Below are 24774 nucleotides of genomic sequence, written 5' to 3'. Positions count from 1 at the left end.
TCCGGCGCGGCGGACCGCGCCGGGGCCGCGCCGGACCCTCGCCGGACCGGGGCGGCCCGTCAGAGCTGGTAGCCGAGGACCGTCATCATCCCCGACTCCGAGTGGTAGACGTTGTGGCAATGCGCCATCCACAACCCGGGGTTGTCGGCGTCGAACTCCACCGTCAGCCGCTGGCCCGGCAGGATGATCGTGGTGTCCTTGCGGGCGCCGCCCTGCCCGCCCGTGCCCAACGCGAAGGTGTGTCCGTGCAGGTGGAGCGGGTGCCACATGGGCGTCGAGTTGGCGAACTCGATCCGTACGCGCTCGCCCGCCTTCACGGGACGCCGCTGCTCCGGGGTGTACGGCGCGTTGTCGAAGGCCCAGTTGTACCGCTGCATGTTCCCGGTCAGCCGCATCTGGAGGGTGCGGTCCGGTTCGCGGCCGTCGAGCGCCACGGACTCGGCGGCCTTGAGCTCGTCCGCCGGCAGCGGCCGTGACTCCAGCTCGGTGGGCCGGGTCGAGGCGGTCGGAGCGGTGCCCGCCCCGGTGCGCAGCACGGCGAGGGCCGCCTGCCCCTTGCCCTCGGCGAGCGCGGTGAGCGGGAACACCCCGTCCCCGGCGGTGACCAGGACGTCGTAGCGCTCGCCCATGCCGAGCAGCAGGCAGTCGGTCGTGGCGGGCTCGACGGGGAAGCCGTCGGTGTGGGTGACCGTCAGCTGGTGGCCGCCGAGGGCGATGCGGAACGCGGTGTCCCCGCCCGCGTTGACGATGCGCAGCCTGATGCGGTCGCCGGGCTTCGCGCTGAACACCGAGGGGTCGGCCGGCACCCGGCCGTTGATCAGGTAGTGGGGGTAGGCGACGTCGCCGGCCTCCTTGCCGAGGATGTCGCTCTCGCTGCCCACGAGCAGCCGGTCGGGTCCGCCGCCGCGGGTCGTGCCGGTCGCGCCGGTGGTCTTGCCGGCCTGGGGGCCGTGCGCCGCGTGGTTCGCGCCCATGCCCTTGCGCAGCGCGGCGAGTACGGCGTCCGGGGTGGAGCCGTCCACCCCGTCGAGCCAGTCGTCCAGTACGACCACCCACTCCTTGTCGTAGGAGAGGGGCTCCTTGGGGTCCTCGATGATCAGCGGGGCGTAGAGCCCGCGGTCCTGCTGGACCCCGGTGTGCGGGTGGAACCAGAACGTCCCCGGGGTCGGGACGGCGAACTCGTACGAGAACGAGCCGCCCGGGGCGATGTCCCGCTGGGTGAGCCCGGGGACGCCGTCCATGTCGTTGCGCAGGGCCAGGCCGTGCCAGTGCAGGGAGGTGGCCTCGGGGAGGTTGTTGGCCAGGGTCAGGGCGAGGGTGCCGCCCGCGGTGGCCCGCACCTCCTTGCCGGGCAGCGTGTCCCCGTACGCCCAGGAGCGGACGGAGACCCCGCCGCCCAGGTCGAGCGGGGTGGCGGTGGCGGTGACCTTGACCTCGGTGAGCGGGCCGGTGGCCTTGCGGGCGGCCTCGGCGGCCCGGACCTCGGGGCCGGCCGGGTCCACGTAGCCGGGCGGGGTGTCGGCGGCCGGGCCGCCGTGCCGCATGGCGCCGTGGCCGGTGGAGCCCTGGCCGGTGGCCGGGCCCGTGCCGCCGTCGGAGCAGGCGGAGAGCAGGCCGGAGCCGGCGAGGGCGGCGGAGACGCCGAGTACGGCGCGGCGGGTGGGAAGGGAGCGCATGGGTGCACCTCGGGTGGGCGATGCGGGTGGAGGGACGCCGTCTGCCGTCGCCGCGCGGGCCCGTGGGCGCGCCGGGGCGACAGCGGGGCCCGGCCCCTATACGCGCAGGACCGCCAGCCGCCGCAGGAGCTCCCGCGGTCCGGGCGGATCGGGGCCGGCGGGGACGCGGCCGGGGAGGCGGCCGCCGGTGGCGCGGCCGCCGTCGTAGCGGAGGAGCGCCCGGCCGAGGGCGAGCAGCACCAGCCCGGCGAGGACGGCCAGGCATACGGACATGGGGTCCATGGCGGTCCCCGGAGGCGCGTGGACCGCCGGGCCGCCCGGCGCGGGCGCGACCGCGTGCGCCGCCGGAGCCTGGTGGGTCGGAGCCTGGTGGGCCGGGCCCTGGTGGGTCGATGTCTGGTGGATCGATGTCTGGTGGGCCGCAGGTGCCCGGTGCGGCGCCGGAAGCGGGCGTTCTCGGGCAACGGTGCGGGCCCCGGTCACGTCCTCCATGGCGTGGGACTCGCTCGGATGACCCAGCGTGTGCATCGTGACGATCCCCAGCAGCAGCGCGGCGAGCAGCGTCGACCGGGTCCACCGGGCGGCTCGCTGGGCACTGCGCGTCATGATCGGAACCCTACCCGGGGTGGGTATCCGATCGAGGGACCGACCCCGGGGATGTTGCTTAGGATGAGTCGCACCATGCCCACAAAAGGGTTGTCCGCCCGCAGCGGCCGGTTCGCGGGGGCCACTCCGTCCGCGCGCCACGCGTGGCGCGTCGCCGCGCTGACCGGGCTGGGGGCCGCCGCCTACACCGCGTGGGTGCTCGAAGTCGTCCTCTCCACTGGCCTCAACCCCATCCGGACCTACGTCAGCGAGCTCGCCGCCCAGGACCAGCCGCTCGGCGGCCTCTTCCGGGCCACGGACTTCACCGCGGGCCTGCTCGTCTTCGCGGGCGGCCTGCTGGCCCTCGTCCGGCTCGCCCGGTACGCCGCCTGCCGGCGCCCGTGGGCCCTCGTCGGCTGGGCCGGGATCACCCTGTTCGGCGCGGCCACCGCCGCCGACGCCTGGCTGCCGCTGAGCTGCACCCCCACCGCGGACCCCGAGTGCGCCGCCCGGGAGACCGCCGGACTGGTCCCCGCCACCCATCAGGCCCATGCCGTCAGCAGCAGCCTCGCCATGACCGGCGCCCTCGTCGGGATCGTCGCCCTCACCGTCGCCGCCCGCCGCTACGGCTGGTTCGCCCCGCTCGCCCGCTACGGGCCCGCGCTCGTCGTGCTGGAACTCCTCGCCACCGCCTGGACCCTGACCGCCATCGCCCTGTTCACCGCCGGGCGCGGGACCTGGGCGCTCGGCGCCGGGCAGCGGCTCCAGGTACTGCTCGTGGCGCTCTGGCTGGGGCTGCTGGCGTACTCCGTCCACGCGGAGCGCCGCACATGAGCGGCCCCGGCCGGTTCGTCCGCGTGGGCGGGGTCCCGCTGCACGTGGTCGTGGAGGGCGACGGTCCGCCCGTGGTGCTCAGCGCCGGGCTCGCCATGGCCTGGTTCGACTGGGACCCCGTCGCCGCGCTGCTCGCCGCCCGGGGCCGTACCGTCGTCCGCTTCGACCGCCCCGGGCACGGCCTGAGCGGGCCCGCGCCGGGCCCCGCCGGCGCCGCCGGGGAGGCCCGCGGGATCGCCGGACTGCTGGACGCGCTGGGCCTGCCCGGGCCCGTCACCGTCGTCGGGCACTCCATCGCGGGGTTCCACGCCGAGGCCTTCGCCCGCCTGTACCCGGGGCGCACCGCGGCCCTCGTGCTGGTCGACTCCAGCATCGAGGAGGCCCCCCGTACGGTGCTGCCCGCCGCGGTGCGCACCGCGGCCGCCCGCGCCCTCGGCCGGGCCCTGACCGCCGCCGGGCTCCCGGCCGCGCTGGGGCCGCTCGCCCGGCGGGCCGCCGTACGGGCCTCCCGAACCGGCGGACCCGACCCGGCCGCGCGGGACCTCGTACGCCGCTGCTACCGCACCGGCCGCGTCTGGCGGGGCGCCCTGCTGGAGAACTCCCGCTACCCCGACACGGCCGCCGAGGTGCTCGCGCTGCGGGCCGGGCACCGGCACCGGCTGAGCGCGCCCGCCACCGTCCTGGCCGCCTACGACGGCTCCGCGCGCCCCGGCGCGCTGCGCTGGCTCGCCCGCCAGGCGGACCTGGCCGACCGGCTCGGGGCCCGGTTCGAGGTCGCCGAACCGGCGGGACACCTGGTCATGCTGGACCGCCCGGACCAGGTGGCGCGGGCGGTCCTGGCGGCGGCCGACCGGGGTCAGGCCCGCGCGTAGACCTTCTCCACGAAGGTCGCCATCTGGTCGTCGGAGAGGTGCTGGGCCAGGTCGGCCTCGCTGATCATGCCGACGAGCCTCTTGTCCCGGATCACCGGCAGCCGGCGGATCTGGTGGCTCTGCATCTCCTCCAGCACGTCGGTGACGTCCGCACCGGCGTCGATCCAGCGCGGGGTGCCATGGGCCATGTCACCGCAGGTGACCTTCGCCGGGTCGTGCCCCATCGCCACGCAGTTCACGACGATGTCGCGGTCGGTGAGGATGCCGCACAGCCGCTCCGCCGCGTCGCTGATGGGCAGGGCGCCCACGCCCAGCCGGGCCATCAGCTGCGCGGCCCGGTCGAGGGTCTCGGTGGCGGGGATCCACTGGGCCCCGGGATGCATGATGTCTGCGGCGGTCGTCATCGCTGAACCTCCTGAGCAGGCCGTTCCCGCCGGACGCGGGCGCGCCCGGCGCGGCGGTTCCCACACGGCGGAGCACACGCCCGTACGGGTGAGAGGGCGCCTCCCCCCACCGTACGAGCGTGTCCCGTCACCCGCGCGGCGCGGCTCCGCGCTGCTTCAGCATGTCCGCCATCAGGGTGAGCTCGGACTGCTGCGCCTCCACCATCCCCTGGGCCAGCGCCCGCTCGGCCGGGGTCGCGCACTGGCGCGCGCAGCCCCGGGCCATCGCGACGCCGCCCTTGTGGTGGTCGGTCATCAGCTGGAGGTACAGCACCTCCGCGTCCCGGCCCTCGGCGGCGCCCAGCGCGGCGAGCTCCTCCTTGGTGGCCATGCCGGTCATCAGCGCGCCGGGCTTGGCCGCGCCCATGTCGTGCCCGTGATGGCTGCCGGGTTCGCCGGCCCCGCCGTCTGAGGTGGCCCCGCCGGCCCCGCCGGCCCCGCCGGCCCCGCCGGCCGAGGTGGCCATCCAGGACATCGGCGGCTCGTCCGCGATCACCTTCGGCAGCCCCCACAGGTCCAGCCAGCCGAGCAGCATGCCCCGCTGGTTCGCCTGGGTGTTGGCGATGTCGTACGCCAGGCTGCGCACCGGCTCGTCCTTGGTGCGGTCGCGCACGATGAAGGACATCTCCACCGCCTGCTGGTGGTGCACCGCCATGTCCCGGGCGAAGCCGGCGTCCGGCGAGTAGCGCCCGGGCGCGCGGGACGACGTACCGGAGGAGCCGGACCCGCCGCTGTCGCTCGCGGCGGCGACCGTGGCGCCGACCGCGAACAGCAGCGCGAGCCCGACGGCGGAGCCCGCGGCCCAGTACGTACGGGTGGAACGCCCCGGGCGGCCCCGGTCCTCGTCCCCGGCCCCGTCGGCCTCCTTTGCCTGCCCGGTCACTTGTCGGCCAGCCCGTTCGTGCAGGCCGCGCCCGGTTCCGGGGTCTGCGGGCCCTGCACGTACTTGGTGAAGAACTGCGCCACCCGCGGGTCGGCGGCGCTGTCCACCGTCAGCTGCTTGCCCCAGGCGCTGAGCATGATCGCGCCGGTCTGCTCCTTGACCGGGCTCATCAGCGTGTACGGGGTCTTGCCGACCGTCTCGGCGAGCTTGTCCAGGTCACCCTTGGCGGCCTTCTCGTTGTACGTCACCCAGACCGCGCCGTGCTCCAGCGAGTGCACCGCGTTCACCTCGGGCACCGGGTTCTTGTAGACGTCGCCGTTGCAGTTCATCCAGCGGGGATGGTGGTCCCCGCCGACCGGCGGGTTCATCTCGTACTTCACCGGGGTCTCGACGTGGTTGCGGCCCAGCTTCTTGGCGTCCCAGTCCTGCTCGCCGCTCACCGGCGCCTTGCGGGCCGCCTCGGCGTCCTTCTCCTGCTGCTTCTGGTCGATCAGCACCCAGGCACCGAAGCCGACCAGACCGGCGACGACGGCCGTCGAAACCGTGATCGCGAGGATCTTGTTGCGCCGGTCGCGTGTCTTTTCGGCGCGGCGCATCTCGGCTATGCGCGCCTGACGGGAGGTGTCCTGAGGAGTCCTGCTGGCCATGTGCCCGTGTTCCTTCTGCTGAGGGGGGTGGAGGGGATGGATCCGGTGGAGCGCGGTACGGCGCCGGACCCGTCAGGTCCGCAGCACTTGCAGGGCGTGCAGGTCGGGGGCGCGGGCCGGCGGCCCGGGCGGCCGCAGCGCCCCGGTGCGCGCCGGGAGTGCGGGGAACGCCGCGGCGGCGTCCGCCACGGCCACGGCGGGCGTCGGCGCGGGCAGCACGGCCGGGGTCACGTGCGTACGGGGCGAACAGCCCGGCAGGTCGTGCGGGGAGTCGCAGACGGCGTGCGGCGCGCCGACCGCGCCGCCGGCGCCGGCCGGGGCCGTGGCCGTGACCGGCGCCGGGGCGTGGGTCTCACCGGGCCGCGCGCAGAGGAACAGCGCGCCGAGGAGCACCCCGAAGGCGAGCAGCAGCGCGGCACGCCGAGAGTACGCCCGGGGAACGGGGCGCCCACGGCCCCCGTTCCTCGTACGCTTCGTACGCTCCCAGCCCCCCATGGGCGCAGATGGTAATGCTCATGACCGGCACGAGGTCAGTGCGGGGTGCCGGGAGCTTTGCCGGGTGCGTAATGTGGCCGAAACCACGGCTGGCGATACTGGGCGCGCCCGACTGTGCCCCCCGGCCCCGGGGGCAGTGGTGCACAGGCCGTCTGAACTGCGAGGATGAAGGCATGGACAAGCAGCAGGAATTCGTCCTCCGGACGCTTGAGGAGCGCGACATCCGCTTCGTGCGCCTGTGGTTCACCGACGTGCTGGGCTTCCTCAAGTCCGTCGCCGTCGCACCGGCGGAACTGGAGCAGGCCTTCGACGAGGGCATCGGCTTCGACGGCTCGGCCATCGAGGGCTTCGCGCGGGTCTACGAGTCCGACATGATCGCCAAGCCGGATCCGAGCACCTTCCAGATACTGCCGTGGCGCGCGGAGGCCCCCGGGACCGCCCGGATGTTCTGCGACATCCTGATGCCGGACGGCTCGCCGTCCTTCGCGGACCCGCGGTACGTCCTCAAGCGCATCCTGAACAAGACCTCCGACCTGGGCTTCACCTTCTACACCCACCCGGAGATCGAGTTCTTCCTGCTGAAGGACAAGCCGCTGGACGGATCCCGTCCGGTCCCCGCGGACAACTCCGGCTACTTCGACCACACCCCGCAGAACGTGGGCATGGACTTCCGCCGCCAGGCGATCACCATGCTCGAATCGATGGGCATCTCGGTCGAGTTCAGCCACCACGAGGGCGCCCCCGGCCAGCAGGAGATCGACCTCCGCTACGCCGACGCGCTCTCCACGGCCGACAACATCATGACCTTCCGCCTGGTGATGAAGCAGGTGGCCCTCGAACAGGGCGTGCAGGCCACCTTCATGCCGAAGCCGTTCTCGGAGTACCCCGGCTCGGGCATGCACACCCACCTCTCCCTCTTCGAGGGCGACCGGAACGCCTTCTACGAGTCGGGAGCCGAGTACCAGCTCTCCAAGGTCGGCCGCTCCTTCATCGCGGGCCTGCTGCGCCACGCGGCGGAGACGGCCGCGGTCACCAACCAGTGGGTCAACTCCTACAAGCGCATCTGGGGCGGCTCCTCCCGCACCGCCGGCTCCGGCGGCGAGGCCCCCTCGTACATCTGCTGGGGCCACAACAACCGCTCGGCCCTGATCCGCGTCCCGATGTACAAGCCGGGCAAGACGGGCTCCTCCCGCGTCGAGGTCCGCTCGATCGACTCGGGCGCCAACCCCTACCTCACCTACGCGGTCCTCCTGGCGGCGGGCCTCAAGGGCATCGAGGAGGGCTACGAACTCCCGGCGGGCGCCGACGACGACGTCTGGGCCCTCTCCGACGCGGAACGCCGCGCGATGGGCATCGAACCCCTCCCGCAGAACCTCGGCGAGGCCATCTCCCTGATGGAACGCAGCGAACTGGTCGCGGAAACCCTCGGCGAACACGTCTTCGACTTCTTCCTCCGCAACAAGAAGCAGGAATGGGAGGAATACCGCAGCGAGGTCACCGCCTTCGAACTCCGCAAAAACCTCCCGGTCCTGTAACCCCAGCTCAGCGGCGGTACTCCAGCACCACAACCCCTCCGGGCCGACGGCACTCAGCCGCCGGCCCGGACCCGTTTCGCCCCTCCTGGGCCGTCTGTGGGCCGTCAGCCGTCGGATCGGCGGCCTTGTAGACCTCGTCCAGCGCCCGCAGCGCCCGCTCGTGGCTGCTCGGCATCAGGTGCGTGTAGACGCGAAGCGTGAAGCCGGGGTCCCCGTGCCCGAGGTACGTGCTCAGCGCCTTGATGTTCTCCCCGGAGTCCAGCAGGACGGACGCGTAGAAGTGCCGCAACGCGTGCATCCCGTGCTCGCGCGCAGCCTGGTGACGCTCACCCGGCCGAGGCTCCGGAATGACGCCGGCCTGCACGAGGGCGAACTTCCACACCCGCGTGTTGAAGTCGGTCCGCCGCACGGCACCCCCACCCGGCAGGGAGAACAACAGCCGCTTGGTGACGAGCGGCCCTTCAGCCAGGGCAGCGTCACATCCACCAGCGGAAACTCCTCGCGGTACTCTCGCAGCACCTGCGCGATGCGGCGGGGGAGCGGCACATCCCGTTCCTTCTCCCGCTTGGGCGGACCGAAGACGAGGTGCCCGTTGGCCACCTTCACCGGATTGGCCACCCGGAGCCATTCGCCGCGGAAGTCGTCCGGGTCGTCCGGCAGACCGAAGATCTCACCCTGCCGGAGCCCCAGGCCGCCGTCGGCCATCGCCCGGTACCGCTTCGGTAGCGCCGCCCGGATGGCGAAGAGCCGCTCGGGTGTCCACGGCCTGACCCGCGGAGCGACCGGAGCGGGCGCCCGGACTGTGCGGGCCTTGCACGGGTTCTTCGCCAGCAACTCGTCGTCCACGGCGGCGGCGAGGACGGCGGACACGCTCGCGAAGATGACGCGCCGGTACGAGGAGACCGGCAGGACCTGCTCCAGCTCGCTGAGCCAGTCGCGGATGTGCTCCGGCCGGAACGATTCGAGCGGTCGCGTGCCGAGGTACGGGAACGCGTGCTTGCGGATCTGCACCTCGACGGACGACCGCGTGGTCACGTCCGTCGTCAGGGACGCGAGCCACTTCTCTCCGTACTCCCGGAACGTGATCCGGCCAGCGGCGGGATCGATGTACTGCCCCCGGGACATATCCGCCTCGATGCGCGACAGCTGCGACCGATTACAAGCAGCGTGAACCTTACGTCTTCGCCATCCTGGAACCGATCGGACGCGCCCGGGTAGAGGTCCACGCGCTGCCTAAATTTCCTGGCATTGATGAGGTCGGGGCAGCGATTCGACGGTTGGAGAAGATCGCTGCCGTGCCGGAGAGCAACGACGCTCTCATGGCCATTTGGGACCCACAAGGGCTAGGAGAGGCAATCAAGTTGCTGAGTAGGGGTCGGAGTACCTACATGCGCGAAGTAACTCAGCCTGAGGACTCCAGGTGGCGGAAGGCCATTGGGGTCCGACGTAGATGGCGGGCTAGCCACGCAGGGGAACCGCTGGGGCCGAGAAACGACGCCTGACGCCTTAATCTCACCCCCCGGGCCAACAACTCCCCCCTCTCCCGCCTGAACGCCAGCAAGTGCCACCGCTTCACGGCCTCAGCCTGACCGTGCCAGACCTGTGCCAGGTAGGGCGGCGAACCACGGACAACGGCGGGCTCTGCAACGGGTCGGCAGGCTTTAATCCATGTCCATACTCGCAGGTCACATGGTGTTCCAGGCGTCCAAGATCGGTGATTCCCAAGCTCATGGTGTCCCGTCTTGCGGGCGGGCGTGCGCCCCTGAGCTTCGATCGACCCCCTGTGCGCCCTCTTCATGTCCCACTGCCTGGGTCATCGTCGTGGTGCTGGCGAGGGCCGATGGAGGGGGCGAGATGACGCAGCCGCTGTGCGGGGCGGCGACGCAGGATGGTCGCCGCTGCCGGAACAAGGCGATCACCGGAAGCGGGCAATGCTCAAAGCACCAGGGGGCCTGGACCGCCTACGGTGTGGCGCAGCGAAAGAAGAAGGAAGCTGAAGCGAAGATGCGGAAGCTGCGGAAGAAGAAGTGAGCTCGCGCGGCCTATTCGTGGACCGCTGGGACGCTGTATGACCACGCTGGACTCCTGACCTGCTGAAACGACTAAGACGCACGGGGCCTCCGGATCCTGCTGGGGAAGCTGCCGCAAGGCCAGGCAGAACACGCGGTTGCGACGTGTGAGCACAGCGGCCGTCTCGCGATCCAGCTCCGTCCCTCTAGAGCGCGGACGGTGATTGATCGTCTAGCTCATGCCTTGCTGCTACCGGAGACCGCTCTTGAAGAAGGTCCGAAACATGGTCGGCGAGCCCGATCCTGTAGGTCATGTCGCTGAAACCGAGGTGGTGCGGAGCAAGGGGAACGGATGGCAAGGCGCGCGTCACCCCCTTTTCAGGGAGAGGAGATCGATCGGTGCAGCGCACACATTCTCCTTGATCCTCCTCGCCCGGCGAGCGATCTCGAGGTTCTTCCCCAAGGCCAAGGCCTTGAAGTCTTCCTGCGCCGCGATGGTGCGGCGGCGCACCTCAACGCAGTCCTTTGGTGTCGGGTTCTGTTGGTCATCGACCAGCATCATGGCGCTCAATGCCCAGTAGGTCTTTGTGTATTGACGCGCTTCTACCTCAACGTACCGATTCCGTGCACCTTCCGCTTCCGAGATGTTGAGTGCAGCCTCATACTCCTTCGTCATTTCGCCCAGGTCCAGGTTCTGTGCGGCGACGTCGGCTAGCACGCGGTGCGCCTGGAGCGCTTCAAGCGGATCTGCCATACGTAGGCCACCGGATCCGTCGGGCTCCATGCGGGTGGCCAGATCCAGCGCACGGTGCGCCATGCGTCCTGCAAGTTCCAGGTCAGTAGTGGAAAGTGCTACGAACAGGCCTACGAGCCGGTAGGTCGATGCGCTCAGGTTCAGGTTCTTTTGCCCGTGCTTAACGACCAGGATCTCGACCTGCTTCGCCAGCGTCACGATCTCGCTCCGGTAAGTTGATCCGCCGGTGCGGTCCAGCTCGCTCATTTTCACCAGGTGACTGGATATCTCAGCGCGTGCCCCATCCTGTCGCTGCACGTCGGCGATATCGTGGGCTACACCGATGGCGGCAATTGTCGAAACAAGGGATGCACCCGTTGCGACGAGTGCGATGGTGGCACTGGCGACTGCGGCCCAGGCGGACAGCCTTCCAGTATCGGACGGGGACGCGGCCATCAGTCGAGATCGTTGCGCAGACCGAGCGCTCCGGCAGAAGAGGCCCGGAGGCCGCCTACCTTCGTGGCGTCCGTATCGAGGCCCCCGGAGCTGAGTACCGCTTTCACCGTCTTGGACTTCGCAGCTGCGGTTGCCTGTGCGGCGTGCCGCCGCACGCTTTGATCACCTGCTCGACGGCCTGCCACCGCTCCGTTCTTCCCTCGACGATTGGCCATGGACTTCACCATGCGCCTCTCCGTTCTCTGGCTGCCCCGTGCTGCAGGTCCGCTCCCACCTTTAGGCACGAGGCCGTGGCCCGCCATCCAAGGACGGCCGAGTGGGGGGCACCAGAATCTGGGCCGTCGGTGGGCCGTCAGTGGGCCGTCGGATGGTGGCCAGCTGTCACCGAGGACGACCAATGGCGGCCGCTTGGATGCTGGCTGGGGCGGGGTCGGAGGGTGACCTGGCTGATGGGCCGAGGGGTTCATGACTTCCTCCGCAACAAGAAGCAGGAATGGGAGGAATACCGCAGCGAGGTCACCGCCTTCGAACTCCGCAAAAACCTCCCGGTCCTGTAACCCCAGCTCAGCGGCGGTACTCCAGCACCACAACCCCTCCGGGCCGACGGCACTCAGCCGCCGGCCCGGACCCGTTTCACCCCTCCTGGGGTCAGGGCAGGCGGGGGACTGCCAGGTGCCAGGTTGGGTGGGGGGTGCCCGCGGGTGGGGTGGTGGTGACGTGGAGCTCGGCGTCCAGGCCCAGGACCGCCGTCGTGGTGACGCCCGCCGGGTCGAGGACCGCGGCCGGGGCGCCCGCGTAGAGCATCCCGGACTGCGTCCACGCGGGCGGGCCGTCGAGGGCCGTCGTGCTGACGGTGCCGCTCTCCGCGCGGCCCGCTACCAGCCTGCCGGCGACGCTGACCGCGCCGTAGCCGGCCCCGCCGCCCACCTCGGTGACCCGGGACACCGTCGGTTTGGCCGCGCCCATCGAGACCAGCGCGGTGCGCACCACCCCCGAGTCGGGGCGACGGAACCAGAGCCGGACGCCCCCGCCGTCCCGGGCGGCTGTCAGCGGGACCGTCGTCGCAGGGAGGTGCGTCGGGAACGGCCCCTGCACGGGCGCGCCCGGGCGGGGCTGGATCCAGGCCAGCACGGAACGGGTGTTGGTGGCGTACACGTGGCGCCGCCCGGCGGCGTCGACCACCGTCACCGGGTCGCTCTGCAGGTCCCAGCCCCCGAGCCGCTGCCAGTCGGTGAAGGCGCCCGACGGCTCCTGCACCCGGGCGCGCAGGGTGCGGCGCGCGTCGCGGACGTAGACCGTCAGGCGGCCGTCCTGGTCGACGGCGGCCGAGGGTCCGCTGATCGCCGAGGTGCTGTGCTCGTCCTCCCGCTCGGGGGTGCCGAGCGACTGCCACGTCCCGAACGGGCCGCCGGGCTCGGACTGGACGGCGTACACGACCTCGCGCCGGTAGTCCTGCGGCCGGTCGCCGAGGACGGTGCGGGTGGCGAGCACCGCGAGGCGGCCGTCGGGGTAGCGGGCAGTGGTGGCGCCCGGGTCGATGCCGGTGCCGGGGAGGAGGGCCGGGCCGGTCCAGTGGCCCCGCTCGCGCTCCCACACCGCCATCCGGCCGTCGAGGGCGGCGAACGCCCACAGCCGGCCGTCGAGACCCTCCGCCAGCCAGGAGGTGCCGTCGGCGCGCGCGTAGCGCAGCGACTGGGCCCAGTTGCGCCCGGTGGGGCTGCCGGCCACCTTGCGGTCGCCGCAGCCCGAGGGGCTGCCGCAGTAGTCCTCGTGGTCCAGCCAGGCGTACGTCTTCAGGAAGCCGGTCTTCGTCTCGGCCGTCTGCGGGTCCAGCGCGTGCGGCAGGGTGCCGTTGTGGTAGCCGAGGTAGTTCTGCACCGAGAACCGCGGCCGGTCCTGGCGCAGGGCGTAGCGCGCGGTGGCGGCCTGCACGAACCGGGCGCCGTACATGTGGTCCTGGTGGTCGGTGTACTTGCCGGTGTCCTCGTACCGGCCCGGTGTGGGGTCCTGCATCCGTATCGTCGTCGGCCCGTACCGCTCCAGGATCCCGGCTATCGCCGCCGTCAGCTGCTCCTTCGTGTAAGTGAACTGCTGCTTGACCGGTGTTCCGGCCGTCAGCTGGGCGCCGAGCGCGGGTATCCGGCCGTCCCACAGCCCGTGCAGGCTCTGCGCGTTGTCCCCGGCCGGGCTGCGGGCCTCGCGCAGCTGGAAGAAGACCAGGTTGAGCGTGGGCCTGGCGATGAGGACGTCGAGCTCGGCGAACCCGCCGCCGGCCGTGGGCATGACGGTGCGCCGCCAGGGGCTCGTACGGTCGCCGGTGGCCATCTGGGCGTAGGCGGCGCGGATGCCGTTCTGCCGGGCCTCCGCGTAGTGCGAGCGGTCGGCGGGCTGGGCCGGGTCCTTGGCGGATGCGCCGCGGGCCTCGTTGCGGCCGTCGGACTCGCCGGAGGTGAGGTAGGTGGTGGTGAGGGTGGTGCCGGCCGCCAGGGAGCGGCTGAGGTCGGGGTTCATGAAGAACAGGTCGTCGTCCGGGTGCGCGACGATCTGGACGATGGACCCGGCCGTGGTGCTGATGGGGCCGACGGTGACGGTGTGGTCCTTCTCCCCGGCCTCCGCCGAGGTCTGCCGGCCCGCGGCGACGGCGAGCACCCCCGTGGTGCCCGCGGTCAGCACGGTGAGCAGAGCCGCGAGGAGGTGGCGGCGGGCTACGGGCATCGGTCGTGCCTCCGGGGCTCGTTCCGGGCGGTGGGTGGTACCGCCGTGCAGTCAGAGAGAGGCCCCTGCGGCGAACTTGGTTCACCGCTCGCGCCGATGACTCCGCTGCTTCCGAAAGCGACCGGATGTGATGGTGCCGTGTGCGGTTTGGCTGCGGATGTACGGAGGGGAAACACCCGGAGACCATGCGCAGGCCGGCGAACCGGCGCGCCGAAATGGGGTGTTGACCGTAATGGGGGGAATCCCCCCTTCAATCCCGCTTTACGGACCCGTGTTGCGCGGGCCCACCGGCTGCCACGGCGCCAGGTACGCGTCCGGGGCGTCCTGCGAGGACGTCACGTACAGCCGCGCGTCGAGCCCGACCACCGCCAGGCTGACCATGTTCCGCCCGGTCGTCGTACTGGACGGCGACCCGACGAACATCAGCGGCGACCGCTCCCACGGCCGCCCCGGGCCCACCTCGGAACCCAGCTGCCCGCCCGCCGCGCGCCCCGCGAGCAGGTGTCCGCTCGCCGTCACCGCGCCGAACCCGCTGAGCCCGCCGAGGTCGGTGAGGCCGCTCACCCGCAGGCCGCCGTCGGCCGTCACCAGGGCGGTGCGGACGTTGCCCGACCCCGGCTTGCGGAACCACAGCCGCACCCCGGTCGGGCCGCCCTGCGCCGTGAGCGGGAGGGCGGTGTCCGGCAGTCCGGTCCCGGTGACCGGGCCCAGCGGGGCGCCCGGCCTCGGCTGGACCCAGCCCACCACCGTCCGGGCCGTACCGGCGAGGACCACGCGCCGCCCGGCGCCGTCCACGGCCGTGACCGGGTTGCCGGTCAGGCCGTCGCCGCCGAGGCGCAGCCACGGGCCCCAGCCGCCGTCCGCCGCCCGCACCCGTCCGCGCAGGGTGTGCGCGCCGTCGCGGACGTACACGGCCGGCTGTCCGGCGCCGTCGACCGAGACGGCCGGGGCGCTGATGTCGGAGGTCCACTCCTCGTCGGCGGTCTCGGGCGTGCCCAGCGACTCCCACGGCCCGAACTCCTCGGAGCCGGGGGCCCGCTGGACGGCCAGGACGACCTCGCGGGTGTAGTCCGCGGGCCGCGCGCCGAAGGAGGTGCGGGTGCCGAAGGCGGCGATCCGGCCGTCCGGGAGGGTCGCGGTGGAGATGCCCGGGTCCATGCCGGTGCCGGGGAGCAGCCGGGGGCCGCTCCAGGCGCCGATGAGGCCGGCCCGGTGCCAGACGGCGACCTGGCCGTCGAGCACCTTGAAGGCCCACAGGCCGTGGTCCCGGTCGGAGGTCAGCCAGGAGGTGCTGGTGCCGCGGGCGTAGTTGATGGACCGGGTCCAGTTGTTTCCCGCGGGGTGGTCGGCCACCTTCAGGTCGCCGCAGCCGGCCTCGCTGCCGCAGTGGTCGCTCTGGTCGAGCCAGGCGTAGGTGTCCAGGATGTCCAGCTTCTCCCCGGCCTCGACCGGGTCCAGGGAGCTGGGCAGCGAGCCGTTGAGGTACCCGAGGTAGTTCTGCACCGCGAAGTGCGGGCGGTCCTTGACCTCCTTCGCGTACGCGGCGAGCGCGGCCTGCGCGAACCGGGCCCCGTACATGTGGTCCTGGTGGTCGGTGTAGCGCCGCGTGTCGGCGTGCCGGCCGGGGGTGGGGTCCTGGAGCCGGACCGTCGTCGGCCGGTAGCGCTCCAGGACGCCGAGGAGGGTCCGTACGACCTGCTCCCTGGTGTACGTGTACGGCTGCCGGACCGGGGTGCCGGAGGCGAGCACCGACTCCAGGCGCTCCACCCGGCCGTCCCACAGGCCGTGCAGGCTGTCGGGGCGGTCGGCGTAGACGTTGCCCGCCTCGCGCATCTGGAGCCAGACCAGGTTGACCTCGGGCCGGGCGACGAGGACGTCGAGCTCGGCGCGGCCGCCGCCGTCGGTCGGGATGACGGTGCGCTTCCAGGCGCTGCGCCGGTCGCCGGTGGCCATCTTGGCGTAGGCGGCGCGGATGCCGTTCTGGCGGGCCTCGGCGTAGGCGGGCTTGTCCGGGGTGGTGGAGGCCGTCTTGGCGGCTCCGGCGTTGATGCCGTCGGCTTCGCCGGAGGTGAGGTAGACCGAGGTCACCGGGTGGCCGGCGGTTATGGAGTACCGCAGGTCCGGGTTCATGAAGTAGAGGTCGTCGTCGGGGTGCGCGACGATCTGGAGCACGCGGCCGGGGTCCGGGCTCTCGTGCGTGGCCGCGGCGGCGGCCAGTGGGCCGGCGTCGGGGGAGGCGGGGGAGACGAGCCCGGCGAGGGCCTCGTTCCCCCGGAGTACGAGCATGCCGCCCGCGGCGGTGGCCGCGCAGAGGGCGACGACCTTGACCAGCCGGTGCCGGTGCCGGTCCCGGCGGGCAGGGCGGGGGCCGAGCCGGACGTCCGCGTCGGGCCGGGCGGCGGGGCCGGCCTGGGCGGCGTCGGGGCCCGGACAGGGCTGGGCGTCCGCGCCGGAGCTGGGCCGGGCGGCGGTGCGGGGGCCCGGCAGGGCGTCGGTGTCGGGGCTGGACTGGGTGTCGGTGCGGGGCCCCGGGAGGGCTGCGGCGGCGGGGGAGCCCGGCCGGGCGGTGGTGCGGGGGTCCGGTGGGGCGGCCGAGGTGGCGGAGGGCGCGCCGGGGCGTGGGTCGGGCATGGGGCTCCTCCGGCCGTCAGACGGGGAGCGTGCCCCACAAGATCGAAAGACCCCAAAATCTTCCGATAGTCCAATTAGTCGGCCCATGGTAAACGCGTTCGGTGATCGAACACCCGCCCACGGGGGTGAGATCCGCGCCACGCCGGTGTCCCGGGCCTCGGCGAAACACATGGCCTAGGCTCGCCCCAGGGCATGTCAGGGCAGGCCGCGCCACTGGCACCGACGGACGCGGGAGGCGACGGGATGACAGTCCCGGGACGCAGGAGCAGCACCTTCATCCGGCTGCTCCGAAGCGGCTTCACCGACCCGTCGGCCGCCGCCCGGCTGCTCGACTCCGACGCGCTGGCCGCCGTACGCACCGATCCGGTGCTCCTCGACGCCCTCGGCGCGACCGCCGACCCCGACCTCGCCCTCCTCGGGCTCGTCCGGCTCGCGGAGGCGCAGCCGGAGGGCGAGCTGCCCGGGCTCCTCGACACCCTCATCAGCGCCAAGCCGCTGCGCGACCGGCTGCTCGGAGTGCTCGGCGCCTCCGAGGCCCTCGGCGACCACCTCGCCCGCCACCCCCGCGACTGGCTCAGCCTCGTCACCTACGAGGCCGCCGACCTGCACCCCGGACTTCCCGAGTTCGAGCGCGGGCTCGCCGACGCCCACGACCCCGTCGCGCTGCGCGTCGCCTACCGCCGCTGCCTGCTCTCCATCGCCGCCCGCGACGTCTGCGGCACCATCGACGTCGCCCAGACCGCCGCCGAACTCGCCGACCTCGCCACCGCCACCCTCCGCGCGGCCCTGCGGATCGCCTCCGCCGCCGCCCCCGAGGACGCCGCCGCCTGCCGGCTCGCCGTCATCGCCATGGGCAAGTGCGGCGGCAACGAGCTGAACTACGTCTCCGACGTCGACGTGATCTTCGTCGGCGACGCGGCCAACGGCGCCGACGAGGGCAAGGCCGTCCAGGCCGCCACCCGCCTCGCCTCCCACCTCATGCGGATCTGCTCCGAGACCACCGTCGAGGGCACCATCTGGCCCGTCGACGCCAACCTCCGCCCCGAGGGCCGCAACGGCCCCCTGGTCCGCACCCTCGCCTCCCACCTCGCCTACTACCAGCGCTGGGCCAAGACCTGGGAGTTCCAGGCCCTCCTCAAGGCCCGCGCCGTCGCCGGCGACCCGGGGCTCGGCGCCGAGTACATCGCGGCCATAAGCCCGCTCGTCTGGCAGGCCGCCGAACGCGAGAACTTCGTCCCCGACGTCCAGAAGATGCGCCGCCGCGTCGTCGACAACATCCCCGCCGCCCAGGTCGACCGCGAACTCAAACTCGGCCCCGGCGGCCTGCGCGACGTCGAGTTCGCCGTCCAGCTGCTCCAGCTCGTGCACGGCCGCAGCGACGCCACCCTGCACTCCGGCAGCACCCTCGACGCCCTGCACGCCCTCGCCGCCGGCGGCTACGTCGGCCGCGCCGACGCCGCCCAGCTGCACGACGCGTACCGGTTCCTGCGCGCCATGGAGCACCGCATCCAGCTGTACCGGCTGCGCCGCACCCACCTCGTCCCCGAGGACGAGGCCGATCTGCGCCGCCTCGGCCGCTCCCTGGGACTGCGCACCGAACCCGTCTCCGAGCTCAACAAGGCCTGGCGCCGGCACGCCTCCGTGGTGCGGCGCCTGCACGAGAAGCTCTTCTACCGGCCGCTCCTCGACGCGGTCGCCCAGCTCACCCCCGGCGAGACCCGGCTCTCCCCGCGCGCCGCCGGCCAGCGCCTCGAAGCCCTCGGGTACGCCGACCCGGTCGCCGCCCTGCGCCACCTGGAGGCCCTCACCTCCGGCGTCAGCCGCAAGGCCGCCATCCAGCGCACCCTGCTGCCGGTGCTGCTCGGCTGGTTCGCCGACTCCGCCGACCCGGACGCCGGCCTGCTCAACTTCCGCAAGGTCTCCGACGCCCTCGGCAAGACGCCCTGGTACCTGCGCTTCCTGCGCGACGAGGGCGCCGCCGCCGAGAACCTGGCCCGCGTGCTGTCCGCCGGCCGCCTCGCCCCCGACCTGCTGATGCGCGCCCCCGAGGCCGTCGCCCTGCTCGGAGACCCCGAAGGGCTGCTGCCCCGTACCCACGAGGCCCTCGGACAGGAGGTGCTGGCCGCCGTCGGGCGCGCCGAGGACCCCGAGACCGCCGTCGCCGTCGCCCGCGGGGTGCGCCGCCGCGAGCTGTTCCGTACCGCCGCCGCCGACATCATCGGCTCGTACGGTACGGAGGACAGCCCCGCCGTCGAGGACCCCGGAGCCCTGGTCAACCGGGTCGGCAGCGCCGTCTCCGACCTCACCGCCGCCACCATCGCCGGAGCCCTGCGCGCCGCCGTCCGCAGCCACTGGGGCGAGACCCTGCCCACCCGCTTCGCGATCATCGGCGTCGGCCGCTTCGGCGGGCACGAACTCGGCTACGGCTCCGACGCCGACGTGCTGTTCGTCCACGAACCCCGCGAGGGCGTCGACGAGCAGGAGGCCGCGAAGGCCGCGCAGGCCGTCATCGCCGAGATGCGCCGGCTGCTCCAGCTCCCCAGCACCGACCCGCCGCTGCTCATCGACGCCGACCTGCGCCCCGAGGGCCGCTCCGGCCCCCTGGTGCGGACCCTCGCCTCGTACGCCGCGTACTACCGGCGCTGGGCCCTGACCTGGGAGAGCCAGGCCCTGCTGCGCGCCGAACCGGTCGCCGGGGACGAGGAACTGGGCCGCCGCTTCATCGAGCTCATCGACCCGCTGCGCTACCCGGTGGAGGGGCTCGGCGAGGACGCCGTACGGGAGATCCGCCGGCTCAAGGCCCGGATGGAGTCGGAGCGGATGCCGCGCGGCGCCGACCCGACCCTGCACACCAAACTCGGCCGGGGCGGACTCAGCGACGTCGAGTGGACCGTCCAGCTGATGCAGATGCGGCACGCCTGGGCCGAGCCCGGCCTGCGCACCACCCGGACCCGCGAGGCGCTGGCCGCCGCGCACCGGGCCGGGCTGATCCCGGCCGAGGAGGCGCAGATCCTGGACGAGGCGTGGGTGCTCGCCACCCGCGTCCGCAACGCGGTGATGCTGGTGCGCGGCCGCGCCGGGGACACCTTCCCGTCCGAGGCGCGCGAACTGGCCGCCGTCGGACGCTACCTGGGGTACGCCGAGGGCACGGTCGGCGAACTGCTGGACGACTACCGCCGCATCACCCGGCGGGCGCGGGCGGTCGTGGACGACCTCTTCTACGGGGCGTAGCGGCGGGCCGCCAAGCCCCGCCCGGCGCCGCCGGCCCCGTCTAGCGGCGGTGCGGGCCCAGCGCGCGCAGGACCTCGGCGAGCGAGCCGGGCGAGGGGGCCGGGCCGGGCAGCGCGGCGGCCGGCCCGGCGGCGCGCAGCCCGTCGAGCAGCAGTGCCAGGCTGCGGCGCCAGCCGTCCGGTGCGGTGGCCGTCAGGGCGGGCACCGCCCGGCCGAGCACGGCCAGGGCGAGCAGCAGGTCCTCGGTGATGACGTCGGCCCGCACCGTGCCCTGCCGCTGCGCCCGGGCGAGCAGCAGCTCGACGGTCTCGTGGTTGTGCGCGTGGACGGCGTCCAGCGCGCGGACCCCTTCGAGGCCGGTGGTCATCAGGTCGTTGGTGCCGCGGTCGGCTGCCAGCCCCGCGAACACGGTGGCGAGGTAGCCGGTCAGGCCCGTCCAGGCGTCCTCGGCGGCCCGCGCCTCCTCCCCGGCGCTCACGGTGTCGGACAGTGCGCCCTCGAACACCGCGTCCACCAGCGCCGCGCGGCCGGGGAAGTGCCGGTACAGGGTGGCGTTGCCGACGCCGGCCCGGCGGGCGATGTCGTCGAGCGGGGCGTCCAGGCCCTGGGCGGCGAAGGCCTCGCGGGCCGCGGCGATGAGCAGGTCGCGGTTGCGCCGCGCGTCGCGCCGCACCGGGACGGGCCGCTCACCGGGTGTCTTCTCGACCGCCATGCCTGGATCCCCGCTCCTCCGAATTACCGGGGACCATTCCCCGGTACTGATGCTATCGTCGTCCCGTGAAGCGGGGAGTACTCCCCGCTTCACTGTCGGCGCGGGAGGGTTCGGGGGACGGTGACGGACGCGGCACGGGTCCTGGGCGGCGGGGGAGTTCTCGGCGGCGCCTGGGCGATCGGCCTGCCGGCCGGACTCGCCGAGGCCGGCATCGACCTCTCCCGCGCCGACACCCTCATCGGCACCTCCGCCGACTCGGCCGCGCCGCGCCGGCCTCCCGTACGGTCGCCGAACCCGCCGTGCACGAGGCGATCGCCGTCCTGCTGGGCGGCGTACGGGACTGGCCCGCCGGCCGGGACCTGCGGCTGACCGCGGTCGGCGCCGAGTCCGCGCGATCCGGCCCGGCTGAGGCCGCCGCCCGCCGCCGTGCAGCCGACTAGCGCCGGAAGCGGTTCAGCAGCTCCGTCGCCGGGTGCGGGCCCGCGGGCTCGGGGTGGCGGGGCAGGCGGTGCGGCAGCGAGCCGAACCAGGCCCGCGAGACCGTGAACCCGAAGGCCAGGCAGAGCATGCCGCCCACGGCGTCCAGCCAGAAGTGGTTGGCGGTGGCCACGATGACGACCAGTGTCGCCGTCGGGTACAGCAGGCCCAGGATCCGGGCCCACGGCGCGGAGGCGACGGCGAAGATCGTCAGCCCGCACCAGAGCGACCACCCTATGTGCATGGACGGCATCGCGGCGTACTGGTTCGACATCTGCTTGAGGTTGCCCGAGGCCATCGAACCCCAGGTGTGGTGCTTCAGCACGGTGTCGATGAACTGCTGCCCGTTCATCAGCCGGGGCGGCGCGAGCGGGTACAGGTAGTACCCGACCAGGGCGACGCCCGTGGTGGCGAAGAGGACGAGGCGGGTGGCCGCGTAACGGCCGGGATGGAAACGGTAGATCCAGACGAGCACGCCGATCGTCACCACGAAGTGGAGGGTGGCGTAGTAGTAGTTCATGCCGACGATCAGCCAGGTCACCGAGTCGATGGCGTGGTTGACCGACTGCTCCACGGCGATGCCCAGGGAGCGCTCGACGCCCCACAGCCAGTCGGCGTTCGCGAGGGCGACCGCCTTCTGCTCGGGGACCGCGTTGCGGATGAGCGAGTACGTCCAGTAGCTGACCGCGATGAGCAGGACCTCGAACCAGATCCGAGGCCGGCGCGGGGCGCGCAACCGGGAGACGAGGGTGCGCTGGCCGCCAGGTCGGGCCTCCACCTCGGTCACCGGGGGTGACGAGACGTCCGTCCTGGTTTCCAGTGTCTTCACGCTCGCTTCACCCATGGGCCAAGAGTCTGCCAGATCCGTTCCCGCCTCCGATCATCCCCCGGGACTGTCTTCGGCGCAGCCGGTCCGCCTTGGGGAGGACGCGCGAACCCTACGGCATACGCCGCTGGGCGGGCCCGGACGCGGTGGAGCCGCGGACGACCAGCTCGGGCAGGAAGACGAACTCGCAGTGCGGGGCCGGCGTACCGCCGATCTCCTCCAGCAGGGTCCGCACCGCCGCCTGCCCCATCGCCAGCACGGGCTGCCGGATCGTGGTCAGCGGCGGATCGGTGAACGCTATGAGGGGGGAGTCGTCGAAGCCGACGACCGACACGTCCTGCGGCACCCGCAGCCCCTGCTGCCGGGCCGCCCGGATCGCGCCGAGCGCCATCATGTCGCTCGCGCAGACGATGGCCGTGCAGCCCCGCGCGATGAGCGCGGTCGCGGCGGCCTGCCCGCCCTCCAACGAGTAGAGGGAGTGCTGGACGAGTTCCTCGGTCTCGGCCTCGTCGAGCCCGAGCCGCTCCTTCATCCCGAGCCGGAAGCCCTCGATCTTGCGGAGCACCGGCACGAAGCGCTTGGGGCCGACCGCGAGCCCGATCCGGGTGTGCCCGAGCGCGGTCAGGTGGGTCACCGCGAGCTGCATCGCGGCCCGGTCGTCGGGGGAGACGAAGGGGGCCTGCACCTTGTCGGAGAACCCGTTGATGAGGACGTACGGAACGCCCTGCCCGCGAAGTTGGTCATATCGGCCCATGTCGGCCGTGGTGTCGGCGTGCAGCCCGGACACGAAGATGATCCCGGAGACCCCGCGGTCGACCAGCATCTCGGTCAGCTCGTCCTCCGTGGACCCGCCGGGGGTCTGGGTGGCGAGCACCGGCGTGTACCCCTGCCGGGTCAGCGCCTGGCCGATGACCTGGGCGAGCGCCGGGAAGATGGGGTTGTCCAGCTCGGGGGTTATCAGGCCGACGAGCCCCGCGCTGCGCTGGCGCAGCTTGACGGGGCGCTCGTAGCCGAGGACGTCGAGGGCGGCCAGCACGGATTCGCGGGTGCCTGCGGCCACACCGGGCTTGCCGTTGAGCACGCGGCTGACTGTGGCTTCGCTGACCCCCGCCTGGGCTGCGATGTCGGCGAGCCGTGCGGTCACGGGATTGGACTGTACCGGTAGCCGCCTCAGAAAGCCCACCACGTGCACGAATCGGGGGGAAGCAGGACGGTGCGGCCGTCGGTCTCGACGGGGGCGCTGGACAGGACCGGCCGGCCGGGGGAGGACATTTCGACCGGGGTGCCCAGGGTGTTGAGGGTGCAGGCGAAGCCGGGGCGGGAGAAGAGGAGCACCCCCTCGGGCGCGGACAGCCAGCCCAGCGGGCCCGCGTCCGGGGAGCCGAGGCCGGGCAGGGCCCGGCGCAGCTCCAGCGCCGCCCGGTACAGCTCCAGCGTGGAGTGCGGGTCGCCGGTCTGGGCCTCGACGCTGAGATCGCCCCAGCCGGCGGGCTGCGGGAGCCAGCTGCCGCCCTCGCCGAAGCCGTACGGGGCCCCGGCGGCGGACCAGGGCAGCGGCACCCGGCAGCCGTCGCGCAGCCCGTCCTGCCCTGCGGTGCGGTGGAACGCGGGGTCCTGGCGGGCCCCGTCGGGGAGGTCGGTGACCTCGGGCAGGCCGAGTTCCTCGCCCTGGTAGACGTACGCCGAACCGGGCAGGGCCAGCATCAGCAGCGCGGCCGCCCGCGCCCGGGCCAGCCCTTGCTCGCCGCCCCCGTAGCGCGTGACGTGACGTACGACGTCGTGGTTGGAGAGCACCCAGGTCGTCGGGGCGCCGACCGAGGCGGTGGCGGCGAGGGACTCGTCGATGACGGTGCGCATCGCGGCCGGGTCCCAGGGGCAGTTCAGGAACCGGAAGTTGAAGGCCTGGTGCAGCTCGTCGGGCCGCACGTACAGGGCGAGCCGCTCCGAGGTGGGGGCCCAGGCCTCGGCGACCCCGATCCGCCCGTCCCCGTAGGAGTCGAGGAGCAGCCGCCAGGAGCGGTGGATCTCGTGGACCCCGTCCTGGTCGAAGAAGGGGAGCGGCTCGGTGCCGATCAGGGTGGCCTGGGCGCCGCGGCCGATGTCCGGCAGGCCCGGGGCCTTGACCATGCCGTGGGCCACGTCCACGCGGAAGCCGTCCACGCCGAGGTCGAGCCAGAAGCGCAGCACGGAGGCGAATTCCCCGGCGACCTCGGGGTGGTCCCAGTTCAGGTCGGGCTGCTCGGGGGCGAACAGGTGCAGGTACCAGTCGCCGTCGGGCACCCGGGTCCAGGCGGGACCGCCGAAGACCGACTCCCAGTCGTTGGGCGGCTCGGCCCCGTCGGCGCCGCGGCCGGGGCGGAACCAGTACCGCTCGCGGGCCCCGGGCTCCCCGGCGAGGGCGGCGCGGAACCAGACGTGCTCCTCGGAGGTGTGGTTCGGCACCACGTCCACGATGACCCGCAGCCCCAGCGCGTGCGCGGCCCGGACGAGGTCGTCGGCGTCGGCGAGGTCCCCGAAGAGGGGATCGACGGCCCGGTAGTCGGCGACGTCGTAGCCGCCGTCGGCCTGCGGGGAGACGTAGAAGGGGGTCAGCCACACGGCGTCGACCCCGAGCCGGGCCAGGTGCGGCAGGCGCGTGCGCACCCCGCGCAGGTCGCCGACGCCGTCTCCGTCGCTGTCCGCGAAGGAGCGCACGTACACCTGGTAGATGACGGCATCACGCCACCAGCCGCTGTTCGCGGCGGCGTTGCTGGAAGCGCTTGCAAGCCGGGAAGCGGTCAGGTCATGGGTCATATCGGGGTCAACGCGCGCGCGTGCCCCCTGGTTGCGGGCCTGACGGGTCGAAGGTCATTCGAACTAACAGCAAGCTGCGGCAACCGTACGGACACGTGGATGTAACGATCGGCGACCCTTGCAGAAAATTGCCGCAAGGTCTTTCGGTCGGCTTTCAGGCTTGTTACGTTCCTGGCAACTCGGGACCGCGAGGGAGCGGCCGGGATCATCGAAGGAGTTCA

General features: G+C 73.0%; 23 protein-coding genes. 7 read left to right on the top strand and 16 right to left on the bottom strand.

Annotated features, from left to right (window positions below):
* Positions 1-59 precede the first annotated feature (59 nt).
* On the bottom strand, positions 60-1676 hold the full coding sequence (locus EES41_RS12145) for a multicopper oxidase family protein (RefSeq protein WP_123077974.1): 1617 nt from the start codon (positions 1674-1676) through the stop codon (positions 60-62).
* Between the two features lie 96 nt (positions 1677-1772).
* Positions 1773-2282, bottom strand: a complete 510-nt coding sequence (locus EES41_RS12140; protein ID WP_123077972.1) for a hypothetical protein — start codon at positions 2280-2282, stop codon at positions 1773-1775.
* 159 nt (positions 2283-2441) lie between these two features.
* Here EES41_RS12140 and EES41_RS12135 point away from each other — a divergent pair, with 159 nt between their 5' ends.
* A complete protein-coding gene (locus EES41_RS12135) occupies positions 2442-3095 on the top strand; it encodes a DUF998 domain-containing protein (protein ID WP_123082405.1) in 654 nt (217 codons plus the stop codon).
* Positions 3092-3967, top strand: coding sequence for an alpha/beta fold hydrolase (locus EES41_RS12130; protein ID WP_123077970.1), 876 nt, complete (start codon positions 3092-3094; stop codon positions 3965-3967). The genes EES41_RS12135 and EES41_RS12130 overlap by 4 nt, the downstream gene beginning before the upstream one ends.
* Here the strand turns inward: EES41_RS12130 and EES41_RS12125 are convergent.
* From EES41_RS12125 to EES41_RS12110, 4 genes are all read right to left on the bottom strand, one after another.
* A complete protein-coding gene (locus tag EES41_RS12125; protein ID WP_008744003.1) occupies positions 3952-4371 on the bottom strand; it encodes a CBS domain-containing protein in 420 nt (139 codons plus the stop codon). The two genes, EES41_RS12130 and EES41_RS12125, sit on opposite strands and share 16 nt — an antisense overlap.
* A 127-nt stretch (positions 4372-4498) precedes the next feature.
* Positions 4499-5185, bottom strand: a complete 687-nt coding sequence (locus tag EES41_RS12120) for a DUF305 domain-containing protein (RefSeq protein WP_164496105.1) — start codon at positions 5183-5185, stop codon at positions 4499-4501.
* Between the two features lie 104 nt (positions 5186-5289).
* A complete protein-coding gene (locus EES41_RS12115; RefSeq protein ID WP_123077968.1) occupies positions 5290-5940 on the bottom strand; it encodes a DUF3105 domain-containing protein in 651 nt (216 codons plus the stop codon).
* Between the two features lie 72 nt (positions 5941-6012).
* Positions 6013-6435: a hypothetical protein gene (locus EES41_RS12110; protein WP_123077966.1), complete on the bottom strand. Its 423-nt coding sequence runs from the start codon at positions 6433-6435 to the stop codon at positions 6013-6015.
* Between the two features lie 173 nt (positions 6436-6608).
* On the opposite strand from EES41_RS12110, the gene EES41_RS12105 reads away from it, so the two are divergent.
* Positions 6609-7970 (top strand): glutamine synthetase family protein, encoded by a 1362-nt coding sequence (locus EES41_RS12105; RefSeq protein WP_008744007.1) that lies wholly within the window; start codon positions 6609-6611, stop codon positions 7968-7970.
* 7 nt (positions 7971-7977) lie between these two features.
* Here EES41_RS12105 and EES41_RS42935 read toward each other — a convergent pair whose 3' ends face one another.
* Both EES41_RS42935 and xerC read right to left on the bottom strand, forming a co-directional pair.
* Entirely contained in the window at positions 7978-8259 is a 282-nt protein-coding gene (locus EES41_RS42935) for a hypothetical protein (protein WP_254211414.1), read from the bottom strand.
* Positions 8202-9095, bottom strand: coding sequence for a tyrosine recombinase XerC (gene xerC, locus EES41_RS12100; protein WP_254211413.1), 894 nt, complete (start codon positions 9093-9095; stop codon positions 8202-8204). The genes EES41_RS42935 and xerC overlap by 58 nt, the downstream gene beginning before the upstream one ends.
* A 729-nt stretch (positions 9096-9824) precedes the next feature.
* Here xerC and EES41_RS41380 point away from each other — a divergent pair.
* A complete protein-coding gene (locus EES41_RS41380) occupies positions 9825-10001 on the top strand; it encodes a hypothetical protein (protein WP_157854805.1) in 177 nt (58 codons plus the stop codon).
* 345 nt (positions 10002-10346) lie between these two features.
* On the opposite strand, the gene EES41_RS12095 is transcribed toward EES41_RS41380, so the two are convergent.
* The gene (locus EES41_RS12095) at positions 10347-11168 is read right to left on the bottom strand and encodes a hypothetical protein (RefSeq protein WP_164495814.1); all 822 of its coding nucleotides are present in this window, start codon (positions 11166-11168) and stop codon (positions 10347-10349) included.
* Positions 11168-11395 carry a hypothetical protein gene (locus EES41_RS41375; RefSeq protein ID WP_164495813.1) on the bottom strand — a complete coding sequence of 76 codons (228 nt, stop codon included), beginning with the start codon at positions 11393-11395 and terminating at the stop codon, positions 11168-11170. The genes EES41_RS12095 and EES41_RS41375 overlap by 1 nt, the downstream gene beginning before the upstream one ends.
* 222 nt (positions 11396-11617) lie before the next feature.
* Between EES41_RS41375 and EES41_RS12090 the strand changes: the two genes are divergently transcribed.
* Positions 11618-11725, top strand: coding sequence for a glutamine synthetase (locus EES41_RS12090; RefSeq protein ID WP_123082403.1), 108 nt, complete (start codon positions 11618-11620; stop codon positions 11723-11725).
* Between the two features lie 91 nt (positions 11726-11816).
* Here the strand turns inward: EES41_RS12090 and EES41_RS12085 are convergent, their stop codons facing one another.
* Both EES41_RS12085 and EES41_RS12080 read right to left on the bottom strand, forming a co-directional pair.
* Positions 11817-13883 (bottom strand): PIG-L family deacetylase, encoded by a 2067-nt coding sequence (locus EES41_RS12085; protein WP_123077962.1) that lies wholly within the window; start codon positions 13881-13883, stop codon positions 11817-11819.
* A gap of 261 nt (positions 13884-14144) precedes the next feature.
* Entirely contained in the window at positions 14145-16514 is a 2370-nt protein-coding gene (locus tag EES41_RS12080; protein WP_302186154.1) for a PIG-L family deacetylase, read from the bottom strand.
* A gap of 243 nt (positions 16515-16757) precedes the next feature.
* On the opposite strand from EES41_RS12080, the gene EES41_RS12075 reads away from it, so the two are divergent.
* Positions 16758-19745, top strand: a complete 2988-nt coding sequence (locus tag EES41_RS12075) for a bifunctional [glutamine synthetase] adenylyltransferase/[glutamine synthetase]-adenylyl-L-tyrosine phosphorylase (protein ID WP_123077960.1) — start codon at positions 16758-16760, stop codon at positions 19743-19745.
* 40 nt (positions 19746-19785) lie between these two features.
* On the opposite strand, the gene EES41_RS12070 is transcribed toward EES41_RS12075, so the two are convergent.
* Positions 19786-20457, bottom strand: coding sequence for a TetR/AcrR family transcriptional regulator (locus EES41_RS12070; RefSeq protein WP_123077958.1), 672 nt, complete (start codon positions 20455-20457; stop codon positions 19786-19788).
* 299 nt (positions 20458-20756) lie between these two features.
* Here EES41_RS12070 and EES41_RS41370 point away from each other — a divergent pair, with 299 nt between their 5' ends.
* Entirely contained in the window at positions 20757-20897 is a 141-nt protein-coding gene (locus tag EES41_RS41370; protein ID WP_164495812.1) for a hypothetical protein, read from the top strand.
* Here EES41_RS41370 and EES41_RS12065 read toward each other — a convergent pair.
* From EES41_RS12065 to EES41_RS12055, 3 genes are all read right to left on the bottom strand, one after another.
* The gene (locus EES41_RS12065; protein WP_123077956.1) at positions 20894-21778 is read right to left on the bottom strand and encodes a phosphatase PAP2 family protein; all 885 of its coding nucleotides are present in this window, start codon (positions 21776-21778) and stop codon (positions 20894-20896) included. The genes EES41_RS41370 and EES41_RS12065 overlap by 4 nt on opposite strands.
* 94 nt (positions 21779-21872) lie before the next feature.
* Complete coding sequence (locus tag EES41_RS12060; protein WP_123077954.1) at positions 21873-22904, bottom strand: LacI family DNA-binding transcriptional regulator; 1032 nt, start codon at positions 22902-22904, stop codon at positions 21873-21875.
* A gap of 26 nt (positions 22905-22930) precedes the next feature.
* Positions 22931-24553 carry a glycoside hydrolase family 13 protein gene (locus EES41_RS12055; protein ID WP_123077952.1) on the bottom strand — a complete coding sequence of 541 codons (1623 nt, stop codon included), beginning with the start codon at positions 24551-24553 and terminating at the stop codon, positions 22931-22933.
* Positions 24554-24774 lie beyond the last annotated feature (221 nt).

The organism is Streptomyces sp. ADI95-16, assembly GCF_003721495.1.
Classification (GTDB): domain Bacteria; phylum Actinomycetota; class Actinomycetes; order Streptomycetales; family Streptomycetaceae; genus Streptomyces; species Streptomyces goshikiensis.
The sequence above is the reverse complement of the archived record's forward strand: the minus strand, read 5'-3'. Positions and strand labels throughout refer to the sequence as shown.